Annotated in this window: 9 protein-coding genes; 8 read left to right on the forward strand and 1 reads right to left on the reverse strand. The window is 62.8% G+C overall.

The features are described from left to right. The first annotated feature begins 139 nt into the window (after positions 1-139). The 5 genes from KUV72_RS01525 (at position 140) to KUV72_RS01545 (ending at position 7,506) form a co-directional block, all read left to right on the forward strand. Entirely contained in the window at positions 140-2,734 is a 2,595-nt protein-coding gene (locus KUV72_RS01525) for a TRAP transporter permease (protein WP_206939806.1), read from the forward strand. 11 nt (positions 2,735-2,745) lie between these two features. After that, positions 2,746-3,174: a universal stress protein gene (locus KUV72_RS01530; RefSeq protein WP_206939805.1), complete on the forward strand. Its 429-nt coding sequence runs from the start codon at positions 2,746-2,748 to the stop codon at positions 3,172-3,174. 348 nt (positions 3,175-3,522) lie between these two features. Beyond that, positions 3,523-4,341 (forward strand): DUF2189 domain-containing protein, encoded by an 819-nt coding sequence (locus KUV72_RS01535; protein ID WP_206940798.1) that lies wholly within the window; start codon positions 3,523-3,525, stop codon positions 4,339-4,341. 217 nt (positions 4,342-4,558) lie between these two features. After that, positions 4,559-5,074: a molybdopterin-dependent oxidoreductase gene (locus KUV72_RS01540; RefSeq protein ID WP_222237204.1), complete on the forward strand. Its 516-nt coding sequence runs from the start codon at positions 4,559-4,561 to the stop codon at positions 5,072-5,074. A gap of 215 nt (positions 5,075-5,289) precedes the next feature. Next, positions 5,290-7,506 carry an ATP-binding protein gene (locus tag KUV72_RS01545; protein WP_222237205.1) on the forward strand — a complete coding sequence of 739 codons (2,217 nt, stop codon included), beginning with the start codon at positions 5,290-5,292 and terminating at the stop codon, positions 7,504-7,506. Positions 7,507-7,721: 215 nt separating this feature from the next. Here KUV72_RS01545 and cra read toward each other — a convergent pair whose 3' ends face one another. Next, positions 7,722-8,726: a catabolite repressor/activator gene (cra, locus tag KUV72_RS01550; protein WP_222237206.1), complete on the reverse strand. Its 1,005-nt coding sequence runs from the start codon at positions 8,724-8,726 to the stop codon at positions 7,722-7,724. 381 nt (positions 8,727-9,107) lie between these two features. Here cra and ptsP point away from each other — a divergent pair, with 381 nt between their 5' ends. From ptsP to KUV72_RS01565, 3 genes are read left to right on the forward strand one after another with little or no spacing between them, the layout of a single operon-like run. Then, a complete protein-coding gene (gene ptsP / locus KUV72_RS01555; protein WP_222237207.1) occupies positions 9,108-11,999 on the forward strand; it encodes a phosphoenolpyruvate--protein phosphotransferase in 2,892 nt (963 codons plus the stop codon). After that, positions 11,996-12,997, forward strand: coding sequence for a 1-phosphofructokinase family hexose kinase (locus KUV72_RS01560; RefSeq protein WP_222237208.1), 1,002 nt, complete (start codon positions 11,996-11,998; stop codon positions 12,995-12,997). The genes ptsP and KUV72_RS01560 overlap by 4 nt, the downstream gene beginning before the upstream one ends. After that, on the forward strand, positions 12,994-14,751 hold the full coding sequence (locus KUV72_RS01565) for a PTS fructose-like transporter subunit IIB (protein WP_222237209.1): 1,758 nt from the start codon (positions 12,994-12,996) through the stop codon (positions 14,749-14,751). The genes KUV72_RS01560 and KUV72_RS01565 overlap by 4 nt, the downstream gene beginning before the upstream one ends. Positions 14,752-14,832 lie beyond the last annotated feature (81 nt).

The following is a 14,832-nucleotide window of genomic DNA, read 5'->3' on the forward strand; positions in this document are numbered from 1 at the left end:
AGTGCGTTGTGGACCGGCGACGAGATGAGCCAGTCATTGTCTCGTCAGCATCTGCAACGCGCCCGTTCATTCGGGCCTCAGGGGATGGTGGCCGCGGCCAACCATCATCACGATTCCTCTCCCAAGGCAGGGCACGCTTATGACTGAGGACAACAAAAGATCCACGGCGGCAGAAGTGGATCTTGAGGACATGGTCGCCTCCAGCGACTCAGGCTCGCGCAATCCGGCGGGTGGACCAGGCAAACTGCTGGTGGGGGTTGCCGCAGCGTGGTCGCTGTTTCAGCTATGGATAGCCTCGCCGCTGCCGTTCATGGCGGGCATTGGCGTCTTCAATGCCACCGAAGCGCGCTCCATACACCTGGCCTTTGCGCTGTTCCTGGCATTCATGGCGTATCCCGCCACCAAGCGCTCGCCGCGCGATCGTATTCCTTTGCAGGATTGGGTGCTGGGCATTCTTGCCGCCTGTGCCGGCGCGTACATGTTTGTGTTCTACGAGCAGCTTGCCCAGCGTCCTGGTGCACCGATTCTGCAGGACGTCATCGTCGGTGTGGCCGGTCTGGTGCTGTTGCTGGAGGCGACTCGGCGCGCGCTCGGGCCGCCGCTCATGATCATTGCCTCGATCTTTATCATTTATTCACTGGCAGGCCCGTGGATGCCCGGCATCCTGGCGCATCGCGGTGTCAGTCTGTATGGCTTGGTCAATCATCAGTGGCTGACCACCCAAGGCGTGTTTGGTATCGCCCTGGGAGTGTCGACCAGCTTCGTCTTCCTGTTCGTGCTCTTCGGCGCCTTGTTGGACAAGGCTGGCGCGGGTAACTATTTCATCAAGGTCGCCTTTTCTCTGCTGGGCCACTACAAGGGCGGGCCGGCCAAGGCTGCCGTGGTGGCATCGGGCATGACGGGGCTGATTTCTGGCTCTTCCATTGCCAACACGGTGACTACCGGCACGTTCACCATTCCGATGATGAAGCGTGTGGGCTTTTCCTCCGAGAAGGCGGGCGCGGTGGAGGTCTCCTCCTCGGTCAACGGCCAGATCATGCCGCCGGTCATGGGGGCGGCAGCCTTTCTGATGGTGGAATACGTCGGTATTTCCTACGTGGAGGTGATCAAGCACGCCTTCCTGCCGGCGCTGATTTCCTATATTGCCTTGATCTACATCGTTCACCTCGAGGCGCTCAAGGCCAATATGCAGGGCCTGGAAAGCTCCAACCCGCCGAAGCCCCTGGTGCGCAAGGTGATCGGGTTCCTCGGTGGTCTGCTGCTGATGATGGTGGTGGCGCTGGGCGTCTACTACGGCCTTGGCTGGCTGAAACCGGTACTGGGCGATGCCACTCCCTGGGTCGTTGCGGTGGCGCTGGCCGTGGTCTATGTGGCCCTGCTCAAGCTTGCAGCGGGATATCCTGAGCTGGAGCTGGATGACCCCAACGAGCCTATCTACACCTTGCCGCAGACGCGCCCGACGGTCATGGTGGGTCTGCAGTATCTGCTGCCGGTCATCGTTCTGATCTGGTGCTTGATGGTGGAGCGTCTTTCGCCTGGGCTGTCGGCTTTCTGGGCCACGGTCTTCATGGTCTTCATCATGCTGACCCAGCGTCCGATCATGCACGCCTTCCGTGGCCGCGGCGATTTTGCCAAGGACCTGCGTGAAGGCGGCATGGACCTGTGGAACGGCCTGGTCACCGGCGCCCGCAACATGATCGGTATCGGTATCGCCACGGCGACGGCCGGCATCATTGTCGGTGCCGTGTCTCAGACCGGGGTGGGGCTGGTGCTCGCGGACGTGGTGGAAATCCTGTCCATGGGCAACCTGATGCTGATCCTGTTCTTCACTGCCGTGCTCAGCTTGATCCTGGGAATGGGGCTACCGACTACGGCCAACTACATCGTGGTGTCGGCGCTGCTGGCACCGGTGATCGTACAGCTAGGTGAACAGAACGGGTTGCTGGTGCCGTTGATCGCCGTGCACCTGTTTGTGTTCTATTTCGGCATCATGGCGGACGTCACTCCGCCGGTGGGGCTGGCTTCCTTCGCTGCCGCGGCGGTCTCGGGAGGCGACCCCATTCGTACCGGGTTCCAGGCGTTCTACTACAGCCTGAGAACGGCCGCACTGCCGTTCTTGTTCATCTTCAACACGGACCTGCTGTTGATTGATGTAGCGCCCTTGCAGGGGGTATTGGTGTTCGTGGTGGCGACGATCGCCATGTTGATCTTTGCCGCGGCCACCCAAGGCTACATGCTGACAAGAAACCGCTGGTACGAGAGCATCCTGCTGCTGCTGGTGGCATTCAGCCTGTTCCGCCCGGGCTTCTGGATGGACATGATCCATGACCCGTACCGCAGTATTGCTCCGTCTGAATTTGTCGAGACTTACGGCAAGGTGGACGAAGACAGTACCTTGCGTATCCAGGTCAAGGGCGAAGATGCCTTCGGTGATCCTCTGACCACCTACATGACTCTGCCCGTTGTCGAAGGTGAGAGCGGAGAAGAGCGGCTGCTCAACCTCGGCCTTGAGCTGTACATCGACGATGGGCGTGCCATGGTTGACATGGTGACCTACGGCAGTCAGGCATCGGATCTCGGCTTCGACTTCGATCAGGAGATCGTCGATATTCAGGCGCCAGTGGATCGCTGGCCGAAGGAGTTGATCTGGTTCCCGGCGCTGCTGCTGTTCGCCTTTGTGGTATTGGCGCAGCGCCGTCGTCGCTCGCATGATTCCACCGAGGCTACGGTCTGAGGAGGCCTGACATGTATCAGAAACTGTTGTTGCCGGTCGATCTCAACGAGCCCTCCTCCTGGGAGCGTGCCTTGCCGGTGGCGCTGTCCTTGTGTCGGAACTTTGAGGCCAGCCTGCACCTGGTGACGGTCCTGCCGGACTATCGCATGCCGCTGGTGGGCTCCTATTTCCCCAAGGATTTTGCCAAGAAGGCGCGGGAAGCGTTGCAGAAGGCTCAGAAGGAGTTCATCGACCAGCACGTGCCTGATGACGTCCAGTCTCAGGCCATCATCGTCGATGGGTCTCCATGGGAGGCCATCATCAAGGTCGGCAAGAAGATCGATGCCGACCTGATCGTGATGGCGTCGCATACCAAGCGCAAGTTCTCTGACTACGTGATAGGTCCCAATGCGGAGCATGTGGTGCACCACAGCAAGTGTTCGGTGATGATCGTTCGCTGAGACGCTGGCAGGTTCAGGTGATAGACCGCTATCCGCAGCCCCCTCCTTGTGAGGGGGCTTTTTATTGCACATCTGCCTTGATGTGGCCTCCGCGGTACGGCCTCGAAGACGAGCGAGTGAGTGCCGTCGCAGGCACGTGGCTTTTTCGTAAGCTTGCGTAGGTTCAAGGCGAAGCCCCGGCCCATCAACTACAGTCAAGTGAGAGTCGACCGGCGCCTAGGAGCGCGAAACACCCCTTTGTCAGGCGCTAAGACTCCCATGACGGTTGTGCAACAACCGATGGAATCACTGGTGGCATAACGGGCCGATAGTACAAGCCCTTAGCCGTTGGTAGAGGGGGTGAAGATGATGAGTGCAGCAGCTTCACGGCGGGACAAGCTGGCAAGCGGCGCCAGGGTCAAGATCTCCATCAAGAATGTCGGTATGGGACGGCCAAGAGCATGGCTGGCTTCTGGCTTCGAGGACTTCAGGGCGGCAACGGCCGTCAGCCTGTCTTACGGCATGTTCTGGGTAGGGCTCAGTATCGCCGTCACGGCGGGCGCGTTGACCATGGGCCTGTGGCACTGGCTGTTGCCACTGGTGGCCGGGTTCATGTTTATCGGCCCGCTGGTGGCGGTGGGGTCCTACGGGATCAGTCGCGCCCTGGAAGAGGGCCGATCACCGACGCTGGGGGATGCATTTGGCGCCTGGCGCGGTCATGGCGGCCAGCTGGCGATGATGGGCGTGATGATGATGATCTTCTTCCTCGCCTGGATTCGCCTGGCCACCTTGCTGTTCGCGCTGTTTTTCGGTCTGCAGTCTCCTGATCCGGCAACCGTCTATGCCTCCTTGCTGACCACTCCTGAAGGGTTCGGCATGCTGGCCGTGGGGTTGGCGGTGGGTTGTGTACTGGCTTTTGGCGCCTTCTCGATCAGTGTGGTTGCGATTCCGACGCTGATGGATCAGGACCTGACGTTTATGGAAGGGATCGAGGCCAGCATCCGCTCGGTGGCCAGAAATTTCCGCCCGATGCTGCTGTGGGCGGCTATCCTGACCGGCTGTGTGTTGATCGGGATGGCGACCTTCTATATCGGGCTGGCCTTGATCTTGCCGGTGCTGGGGCACGCCAGCTGGCACGCCTACGAGGATCTCGTGGTGTGCGAAATGGTGGACGAGTCCGACGCCTGAGCCTGACGACAGGCGTCGGCGTAGGGCTCAGCACCCGGATCTGGCGCCTGGGTCTGGTGCCTGGGTCTGGCATCTGAGAGTGATTCGCAGCGGCGAAGGGACTTACCTCCTGTTCAAGGCCCAGTTTTCTTGAATCAGCAAAGGCGGGCCGCTTGCTGGACTGACCTTTTGTGCGCGATGACGTACTCTACACCTGCGTAACGTGTCAGGAGTGGTCATGCGGGTGCCAGGGTTTTTTCGCCAAGTGGTCGTGCTGTTGGGAATGTTGCTGGTAGCGGAAGTGGGGCACGCCCACTCCTTGCCTGCTCCAGAGGGGCCAGTACTGCTGAAGATGTCGGGCGACATCGACAACGCCAATGTGGGAAATCAGCTGTGGCTGGATCGTCAGATGCTCGAGCAACTTGAAGGGCGGGAGCTTACGACCGATACCCCCTGGCACCGTCAGGCGAGTCGTTTCAAGGGCCCGCTTCTTCGCAGTGTCCTCGAATTGGCGGGCGTCAGGGCTGGGCACATCCGGGTGCATGCCTTGAACGGGTTTGTGGCGGATATTCCGGTGTCCGATGCCCAGCGCTACGACGTGATACTGGCGATGTCCCAGGACGATAACGTCATGTCGGTGCGAAACTTTGGCCCGTTGTTTGTGCTCTATCCCTTCGATGACCACCCTGAGCTGCACAACGAAACCATCCAATTTCGCTCGGTGTGGCAAGTGGATGCGATCGAGGTGCCTTAAGGCCCATGAGCTGCGGTGACAAGCCTCAGGCGGGTACGTCGAACGCCAGGCAATGAGGAATCGGTGGTGCAAAGTGTGGTGGGAGGTGGTTTGCAGACCTGCAAGGAGGCAGTGCCGCGCGTGCACGTCGTAGAAGTAACAGCAGTCAGAGCAGCAGCCGGCAGAAGCCTCATCGGCTCGTGTCGTCATCCGCTGCGGCGTAGATGTGTGCACCCATGGCGGGAGGAGGGCGCCTTGGGCGTCCGCGTCGCATGAGGCGCTATCCGCTTCGGCTTGTCTTCAGCGCCGTGGCCGCGCTGGCCTTTTTTGCCGCCGCCATGGTGGTGATCGGGCTGGTCGCGTGGCGCCAGGACAACCTGGCCCACCGGGTGATGGAAGACGTGACCTGGCACAGCTACAGGCTGGACCGGGACACCGTGCAGCTTCGCAACCTTCTGCTGTTTGGCGAACATGGAGCGCATGGTGTCGCCGATTTCAGGCTGGAGTTTGATCTGCTCTACAGCCGTTTAAACCTGTTTCAGCATAGCGATATCAGTGAGTTGTTGGAGCAAGCGCCAGCGGCACGCCGTCAGTTGTCCTTGATCACGGACCTGATGAAAGACCTGGACGCGGAAGTGAGTGTGCTGTCAGCACTGGACAGCGATACTGTGGCCCTCCTCGATCAGCGACTGGTCCGCCTGAGTACGGAGACCGAGCGCTTGATCATGGCCGTCAACGGCTACCTGGCCGAGGTCAATACCGAGGAGCGTCAGCGGCTCCAGTGGTTGTATGTGCTGTTGCTGGTGATGATTCTGGGCATGACCCTGGCTGGGGGCGTCATGCTTACTGTGCTGCTCAAGGAAGCGCGGGACAACGAGGCGTCTCGCAAGGCCTTGGAGACTTTGAGCGGTGAGTTGGAGATCAGTGCACGGCGGGCCCAGTCTGCCAGCCAGGCCAAGTCGGATTTTCTGGCCACCGTCAGTCATGAAATACGCACCCCGCTCAATGGCGTCATCGGCATGAGTGAGCTGTTGAGTGACCTTGATCTACCTGAACGCGCCGATCACTACTCTCGCACGATCCATTCCAGTGCCCGTCAGTTGATGGGCATGATCGATGACATTCTGGACTTTTCCAAGATCGAAGCTGGCCGCATGGAGGTGGACGTGCAGCCGGTGCAGCTGGACCGGCTGGTGGAAGAAACCCTCGATCTTTTCCGTCCCAAGGCCCTGACCAAACGGCTGAAATTGCTGAGCCACATGGATGACACCTTGCCGCCATGGATTGAAGGCGACCCCGGGCGGCTGCGCCAAGTGGTGCTGAATCTGCTGGCCAATGCGATCAAGTTTACCGATCGCGGCATGGTGCGTCTTTCCGTGACGCGGCTGGCCGATGAGCGGATCCAGTTTGATGTGGTCGATACCGGTCAGGGTGTGGATGCCTCGCTGCTGCCCCAGCTGTTCGAGCCGTTCAGGCAAGGTGACGCGTCGGTGGCACGGCGTTACGGGGGGACAGGGCTGGGGCTTGCCATCTCCAAACGGCTGGTGGAGTCGATGGGCGGAGAGATCGGCGTCGATAGTCGCTGGGGCAAGGGCAGCCGATTCTGGTTCAGCTTACCTCTGGTGGCCTGTGAGCAGGACGAGCGTGCCATGCCGGCGGCCCCCTCCGGGCGCCCGCGGGTGGCCCCGAAGCAGCTGGCCGAAGCGGATCTGCTGGTGGTCGAAGATAACCTGGTCAACCAGGAGGTGGCCATGGCGATGCTCGAACGCCTGGGTTGCGCCGCGACTCTGGCGGCCAGTGGCAAGGAAGCGCTGGCACTGTGCGGCGAGCGTCGCTTCGATCTGATTCTGATGGATATTCAGATGCCGGACCTTGATGGGCGAGAAGTGACGCGGCGCTTGCGTAGCTTTGCCGACTGGCGGCGGGACGTACCGATCGTGGCCATGACCGCAGGTGGCGCCAGCCATGATGAGGCAGACTGCCTGGCTGTCGGGATGAATGACTACCTTAACAAGCCGCTGCTGATGGGCACCTTGCTCAGCGTTCTCAAGCGCTATCTGCAAGGAGAGGGGCATGCTGTCGAGGGAGCGAGCGCGGCGACCTCGCTGATCAACGTCAAGACACTGGATGCGTTGGACGAGGGCCTGGGCGGCGAGCGCAGAAACGCCTTGGTCAAGCTGTTCGGGCGTCAGGCGCGAGCCCGGCTGCCGGATATCGAGCGGGCCTATCGCGAGGGCGAAGATGAACCCTTGGCGCGCCTTGCCCACCAGCTTCGCGGTGAAGCCGCGGGAGTCGGGGCCCAGGCCGTGGCGGAAGCCGCCCAAGCCCTGGAGTTCTGGGTCAGGGAAGGGCGTTCCACGGAAGCGCGGGGCGTGATCGACAGCTTGCCCGATCTGCTGGAGCGAACCCTGGAGGCCTACGCTCAGAGCCAATACCGTTTCCCGCTGGCATGACATTGGCTCCGGCATGGCATTGGCTCTGACATGGCCCTGGCTCTGGCATGGCCTTGGCTAGAGCGCGGGCGACAGTAGCGTTACGCCCCAAGGGCAAGTCATCCTTGAGGAGTGATCCTTGAGGAGTGATCCTTGAGGAGTGATCCTTGAGGAGTGATCCTTGAGGAGTGATCCTTGAGGAGTGATCCGCGTATCGCGCAATGACCTGGACGCTGTCAAGAGCGGTAACTGGTGGGCAACGGCCGCCGCCAGCGCGGATGGCGCGGTACGACGGTGCGCTGGGGCTTATAGCGTCCATTGACCGCCTCCAACGCCAGATCCAGGGCCTTGTGGGCGATGGTCTGGTGATCCTGGACGGCGGAGTTGACCGCCAGCGGCAAAAAGTCCAGCAGCCGGTTGTCACCGAAGCTGGCCATGGCCAGGCGAGAGGGAAGCCCTCCGCGGGCGATCAACTCGTCCAGCGCACCCTCCAGCAGAATGTATGAGGCGGTAACCAGCGCATCCGGCAGTCCGTTGGCATCCATGTACTCGCCAAGCATTCTGGCGCCTTCCTCCCGAGCATACTGATGGCCGCTGGCCAGCGTGCACTCCAGCTCGCGCCCTTCGATGCCGCGGTGGAAGCCGGCGCGACGCTCGGCGGTGATCGACAGGTGGGGTACCGCGTCCAACCACAGAATGCGTTTTACCGAGGACGTCATCAACGACCGTGTCAGCTGTTCCGCTGCATTGGCGTCATCACTGACGACGCTGGCGAACTGGTCAGCCGACAGTCCTCGGTCAATGGCGATGACGGGCAGGCCCTCTGCCATCATGTCGGCGTAGAAGATTTCCGGCTGCTCCAGACAGCTTGCGACGATAAGTGCCTCGCAGCGCTGAGCCCGAAGTGCCAGGGCCAGGTCCTTCTCACTTTCCGGCTGGTCGTCGGAGCCCACAATCAGCAGCTGGTAGCCCGCGGCCCTGGCACCTCGTTCCAGGTGCTTGGCGAGCCTGGCATAGCTGGAGTTCTCCAGGTCAGGAATGATCAAGCCAAGAATACGGCTGGTCCCTCTGCGCAAGGCGGCGGCCTGGGCGTCAACACGATAGCCATGCTCGCGGACCACGGCCATGACGCGATCCACCGTGTCCTGACGAATGCGACGCTCCTTGGCCTTGCCATTCACGATGTAGCTGGCGGTGGTGCGAGAGACGCCTGCCAAGCGAGCGATTTCGGCCAGGGTCATGCGGTTTACTCCCTCTTGTGGATGCCACGGTATCGGCGTAGGTGTTGCCGGGAAGACGGCGGCGCCGGTTCATGCCTGCGCTGTCACGTACCTGCGCGAGATGCGCGCAGGGATAGTCTACCTGTTGGCGGTCGCGGTGCCCCCTGCCAAAGTCTTAACAAACGCGACTTGCCTTATGCGCTGAATCGTACCAGCATTGTGCCATGGTGAGGTGACACGATTCAGCTTTGTGACAGATCAAACGCCAGACCTGGCCGAGCAGGGACAAGGCTCGCTGGCCCAGCAACGCCATGGTCCCGGCGATCCCGCCTGTCTCGTATCACCCTAGTGACTGTTCATTACCGGTGGGGCCCGCAGGTGCCTCGCCCAGGAGAACTTCAGATGCTGACGCTGAATGCCGACGACGTCTTGCTGGACTGTCGTGCCGAGAGCTGGCGCCACGCCCTGGATACGGCCTTCGACGCGCTGAAAGCGGCCGATCTGGTAGAAGATGGCTATCGCCAGGGACTGCACGACAGGGAAGCCCAGTCGTCTACCTGGTTAGGCAACGGGATTGCGATTCCTCATGGAACTCCCGCCAGTCGCGAGGCTGTGCGGCAGACAGGGGTACAGGTATTGCAGTTTCCCGAGGGGGTCGAGTGGCACGATGGCCAGCGGGTACACGTGCTGGTGACGATCGCTGCCCAGAGCGACGAGCACCTCGATATTCTGCGTAGCCTGACCCATGTGCTGGACCAGGAGGGAGTGTCGCAGCAGCTGGCGGCGGCGACCACCGCCGCTGAGGTGGTGGCACTGCTTGGACGCAAGGTGGTGAGCGCCCGGCTCGACGCAAAGACGTTGGTGCTCAACCAGGCCGGGCAGGACATGTTTGACCTGCTGCTGGCGGGCGCGCAGCGACTCAGGCATCTCGGCCTGGTCGATGGCCGCTTTGTCGGGGACGTGCTTGAGCAAGCGCCTGCTGCCCTCGGCCATGGTCTGTGGCTGTATGCCAGCGACACCGGGGTGGCGGAGCCAGGCATGGCTGTGGTTACCCCTGCCGCTGCCATCGAGCATCAGGGTGGCCGGATCAAGGCCGTGCTGTGCCTTGCGGCCCAGGGGGAGGCGGGCCGGCCACTGGCAGACGCGGTCCTGTCCTTGGTCGACGCCCTGGCGTCGACCCCGGCACCTGAGCTGGACGAGGGTGATGCCGATGCCTGGCTGAGCCTGCTGGCTGGCGAAGGCGGTGGCGTGGCTAGCCGGCGGGTGCAGCTGCTCAACGCTCATGGGCTGCATGCGCGCCCCGCCAAGGTGCTGGTGCAGAAGGCCCGTGAAGCGGGGGTGGCAGTGCAAATACGCCTGGCTGACGGAGGTGGCCAGCCGGTCTCGGCGGCGTCCTTGACCAAGGTGATTGGCCTGGGTGCGCGTCGCGGCCAGGAACTCGTGCTGTCAGCGCGAGGCGATGGCGCTGAAATGGCCCTGGAGCAGCTGGCCGAGGCCATCACGGACGGTCTTGGCGAGCACGTTACGCCGCTGTCTGCCACCGCGACAGCGACACCCGCGGCGATGGCGGCAGACACGCTGGACAGTGAAGTCCCGACAGTGCCCCAGGAGGATGAACCTGTCACCGCGGTTGCCGCCTCTCCTGGACTGGCAGTGGCGCCGCTGTACGTGCTGAAGACACCGCGCTTCGACTATCCCGAGCATGCCGCCGACCCTGCCGCGGAAAAGGCCCGTCTGGCCGATGCCATTCAGCAGGGTGCCGATCAGCTCGAGGCATTGATTCGCAGTACCGCAGGCGGCGAGGTCGCGGCAATCCTCTCGATGCACCAGGAAATGCTGGATGATCCCGAACTGGCCGAGGCCTCGCGTGAGGGAATCGATGAAGGGTTATCCGCTGAGGCGGCCTGGTGGCAAGCGATCGACGTGGCCGCGCGGGCCCAGGAGCAGCTGGCAGATCGGTTGCTGGCCGAACGTGCCGCGGATCTGCGCGATGTTGGGCGGCGCGTGCTGGGCATTCTGTGTCAGATCGAACTACCGCAACCGCCGGATGAGCCTTACCTGCTGGTCACCGATGATATCGGCCCGTCAGATGTGGCTCGCCTGGACACCCAGCGGGTGAGGGGCATCGTCACGGCACGTGGTGGTGCGACGGCGCATAGCGCCATCCTGGCAAGAGCGCTGGGGATACCCGCCGTGGTGGGGGCTGGCGCTGGCGTGCTGCAGCTGACCAGCGGCACCGACATGCTGTTGGATGGCGACGAGGGCTGGGTCGTGGCGGCCCCGACGGCCGAGCGCCGCGAGCGCTTCGCGTCGCGCATGGAAGAGCTCGAGGCGCTCAAGGAAAAGGCGTGGGAGGCCCGTTTCAGTGAGGCGCGCACAGGCGATGGCCAGCGTATCGAGGTGATGGCCAATCTGGGTAATACCGCCCACGCACATGACGCCGTCTCCCGCGGCGCGGAAGGCGTCGGGCTGCTGCGTACCGAGTTTCTGTTCATGGCCCACGCCTCGCTGCCCGATGTGGCCACCCAGGAGCGCGAGTATCGTGAAGCGATGGACGCCCTGGACGGTCGTCCGCTGGTCGCGCGCACGCTGGACGTGGGCGGTGACAAACCCCTGTCCTATTGGCCGCTGCCCCAGGAAGATAATCCCTTCCTGGGACTTCGCGGCATTCGTCTGGCGCTCAAGCGTCCCCAGGTCTTGCGCGATCAATTTACCGCGTTGATCAAGGCCGCCGCAGGCCGTCCGCTGCGCATCATGCTGCCGATGGTCAAGGATGTGGCGGAGTTTCGCGCTGCCCGCGCCATCTTTGATGAGGTGCTGGAGACGCTGGGGGTGAGTCATGACGGGGAATCGCTCCAGCTGGGCGTCATGATCGAGGTTCCCTCCTGCGCCTTGCTGGCGCCGAGCCTGGCCCCAGAGGTCGATTTCTTTTCGATCGGGACCAATGACCTGACCCAGTACACCCTGGCGATCGACCGGGGCCACCCGGAGCTGTCTGCTGACTCCGATGGCCTGCACCCGTCGGTATTGAGGCTGATTCGAATGACCGTGCAAGCCGCTCATGACCATGGCAAGTGGGTCGGTGTATGCGGCGAGCTGGCCAGTGACCGCCAGGCGATCCCGGTGCTCGCAGGCCTGGGCATTGACGAGCTGTCGGTCAGCGCGCGCCAGGTACCCATGGTCAAGGCCAGACTGGCGAGCGTGACGATGGACAAGGCGCGCGAGCTCGCCGCCCTGTCTCTGGCACAGCCCACCGCCAGTGACGTGCGCCGCGCGCTGGAGGCCCAGCAATGAGCCGGAACCAGGACGAGGCCTACAAGGCCCCGGTGCTGACGATCTCGGCCAATCCCGCGCTGGATCTATCGGTAGGGCTTGCGCAGCTGGTGCCGGGTGCGCTGCATCGCGCTGAATCGGTGGAACTGACCGCGGCGGGCAAGGGCGTCAACATGGCGCGTGTGCTGGCCGCACTGGGTCATCCGGTGTGTGTGACCGGCTTCCTTGGCAAGGACAACGACGCCGCCTTTGTCGACGCCTTTGCCGACATGGGGGTCGAAGACGCCTTCGTGCGGCTGCCAGGGGCTACCCGTATCAATACCAAGCTGACCGAGCAGGATGGTCGCGTCAGTGACATCAATGCGCCGGGGCTGGCGCTCGAGGAAGAGCACTGGCAACGCTTGCTCGACACCCTGGATCAGCGCCTGAGCCAGCCTCAGCTGCGGCCTGCGGCGGTCATGATTGGGGGGAGTCTGCCTCCGGGAATTGCCCCCCAGGCCCTGGGTGAGTTGATCTCTCGGGTCAAGGCCGCCGGGGTCCCGGTGTGGGCAGATACCAGCGGTGAAGCTCTGCGAGTCGCGGTCAAGGCCGGCGCCGATGCGGTCAAGCCGAATGTGGAAGAGCTGGCTGACTGGGCCGGGCGTGCGCTGCCCGGTGATGACGCCATCCACCAGGCGACCTTGGAGTTGTTCGCTGCCGGCGTCGGTGATGTGGTGGTCTCGGCCGGGGCTTCTGGAGTGACCTGGTTGGGTCAGCAGGGGCTGTGGCAGTCGCTTCCCCCTGCCGTCAAGGTCAGCAACACCGTATGTGCCGGAGACACCCTGTTCGCCGGACTGCTCCATGGGGTGCTGTGTGAGTGGTCTGCCGAGCAGGCGTTGAGATTCGCCACGGCGCTATCCGCCGAAGCGGTGCGCCATACCGGTGTCGGATGTAGCGACGCCGGCGACTTTTCCGATCTTCTTTCCGACACCAGGGTGCGACGCCGCAATGACGTCGAAGCCCGGGGAGTAATGGCATGAATGTGATTGTGCTGACGAACTGCCCGAGTGGCAGCGTCACGAGCTATCTGGCGGCTCAGCGCCTGGAGCCTGCAGCCAAGGCCAAGGGCTGGCAGGTATCCGTCGAGATGCATTCGAACCTGGCCAAGGTCGAGGCGCTGTCCAACGACACCCTGGCCGCGGCTGAACTGGTCATCGCCGTTGGCGAGCCGCTGGCAGGGGCGCATCGTTTCAGCGGCAAGCGGCTGTATCGCGGCCAGCTGGCCGACGCGCTGGGCGATCCTGATGCCTTTCTCGACAAGGCGGCGCGTGATGCGCAGGTTTTTACACCGCTCAATGACGGCGCCGAGGGGCAGTCAGCGGGCGCTGTCGCGGAGCCGGGAAGCAGTGCGTGTATTGTGGCGGTGACCGCTTGTCCCACCGGGGTGGCGCACACCTTCATGGCGGCCGAGGCACTGGCGGAGGCCGGGCGTGCCTCGGGTCACCAGATTCGCGTCGAGACTCAAGGGTCGGTGGGTGCTCAGGACCAGCTGACGTCCGAGGAAATCGCTAGCGCCGATGTGGTCATTCTGGCCTGTGATATCGAAGTGGACCCCAGCCGTTTTGCTGGCAAGCGGATCTATCGTACGTCCACCGGCAACGCCCTGAAGAAGTCTCGTCAGACGATCGAGGCTGCCTTGCAGGAGGCGAGCCTTGAAAGTGGTGGCGAGCAGGCCAAGGCCGAGTCCGCCAAGAGTTTCAAGGAAAAGGGGGTCTACAAGCACCTGTTGACCGGTGTGTCCTTCATGCTGCCCATGGTGGTGGCTGGCGGTCTGCTGATTGCATTGTCCTTTGTCTTCGGGATCGAAGCGTTCAAGGAAGAGGGCACACTACCGGCTGCGCTGATGGAGATAGGTGGTGGCACCGCCTTTGCCCTGATGGTGCCGGTGCTGGCCGGCTACATCGCCTATTCCATCGCCGATCGACCCGGCATTGCACCCGGCATGATTGGCGGCATGTTGGCCTCGAACATTGGCGCGGGGTTTATTGGCGGCATCCTTGCCGGCTTTCTGGCCGGCTACGTGGCCAAGGCGGTGACGCGCTACGTCAGGCTGCCCTCCAGCGTCGAGTCGCTCAAGCCGATCCTGATTATCCCGCTGGTCGCGAGCCTGGTAACGGGGCTGGTGATGATCTACGTGGTCGGCGAGCCGGTGGCACAGCTGCTGACAGCCCTGACCTCGTTTTTGGAAAGCATGGGATCCACCAACGCGGTGCTGCTGGGCATCCTGCTCGGCGCGATGATGTGCTTTGACCTTGGCGGACCGGTCAACAAGGCGGCGTATACCTTCGGCGTGGGTCTACTGGCCTCGGAAACCTATGCCCCCATGGCGGCCATCATGGCGGCTGGCATGGTGCCTGCGATTGGCATGGGGATTGCCACTTTTGTGGCCGGGCGAAAGTTCGCAGATGCGGAGCGTGAAGCGGGCAAGGCATCCTTTGTGCTGGGCATGTGCTTTATCAGTGAAGGCGCCATTCCCTTTGCGGCCAAGGATCCGCTGCGAGTGATTCCGGTCAGCATGCTGGGTGGAGCCATCACCGGGGCCATCTCCATGCTGGTGGGGGCCAAGTTGATGGCACCTCATGGCGGCGTCTTCGTGCTGCTGATCCCTAACGCCATCACGCCGGTGTTGTGGTACCTGCTGGCCATCGTCGCCGGATCGCTGGTGACAGGCCTTGGTTATGCGGCGATCAAACGCAGTGAGGTGTCTGCCATGCCCGTCGGCGAAAGCAGCTGATGGAAAGGTGACACGCTGCACAGGTGTGGTGCATTGATGTGACCCGAAGGGTCCTGTCGGTGCGATGGTCAGGCTCGGCCC

The sequence above is a fragment of the Halomonas sp. DP4Y7-1 genome (assembly GCF_019800705.1).
GTDB classification, from domain to species: domain Bacteria; phylum Pseudomonadota; class Gammaproteobacteria; order Pseudomonadales; family Halomonadaceae; genus Halomonas; species Halomonas litopenaei_A.

Excerpts from the sequence above, each read along its gene's own strand:
- KUV72_RS01525 (WP_206939806.1), top strand. The coding sequence starts at position 140 with ATGACTGAGGACAACAAAAGATCCACGGCGGCAGAAGTGGATCTTGAG.
- KUV72_RS01530 (WP_206939805.1), top strand. The coding sequence starts at position 2,746 with ATGTATCAGAAACTGTTGTTGCCGGTCGATCTCAACGAGCCCTCCTCC.
- KUV72_RS01535 (WP_206940798.1), top strand. The coding sequence starts at position 3,523 with ATGAGTGCAGCAGCTTCACGGCGGGACAAGCTGGCAAGCGGCGCCAGG.
- KUV72_RS01540 (WP_222237204.1), top strand. The coding sequence starts at position 4,559 with ATGCGGGTGCCAGGGTTTTTTCGCCAAGTGGTCGTGCTGTTGGGAATG.
- KUV72_RS01545 (WP_222237205.1), top strand. The coding sequence starts at position 5,290 with ATGGCGGGAGGAGGGCGCCTTGGGCGTCCGCGTCGCATGAGGCGCTAT.
- cra (WP_222237206.1), bottom strand. The coding sequence starts at position 8,726 with ATGACCCTGGCCGAAATCGCTCGCTTGGCAGGCGTCTCTCGCACCACC.
- ptsP (WP_222237207.1), top strand. The coding sequence starts at position 9,108 with ATGCTGACGCTGAATGCCGACGACGTCTTGCTGGACTGTCGTGCCGAG.
- KUV72_RS01560 (WP_222237208.1), top strand. The coding sequence starts at position 11,996 with ATGAGCCGGAACCAGGACGAGGCCTACAAGGCCCCGGTGCTGACGATC.
- KUV72_RS01565 (WP_222237209.1), top strand. The coding sequence starts at position 12,994 with ATGAATGTGATTGTGCTGACGAACTGCCCGAGTGGCAGCGTCACGAGC.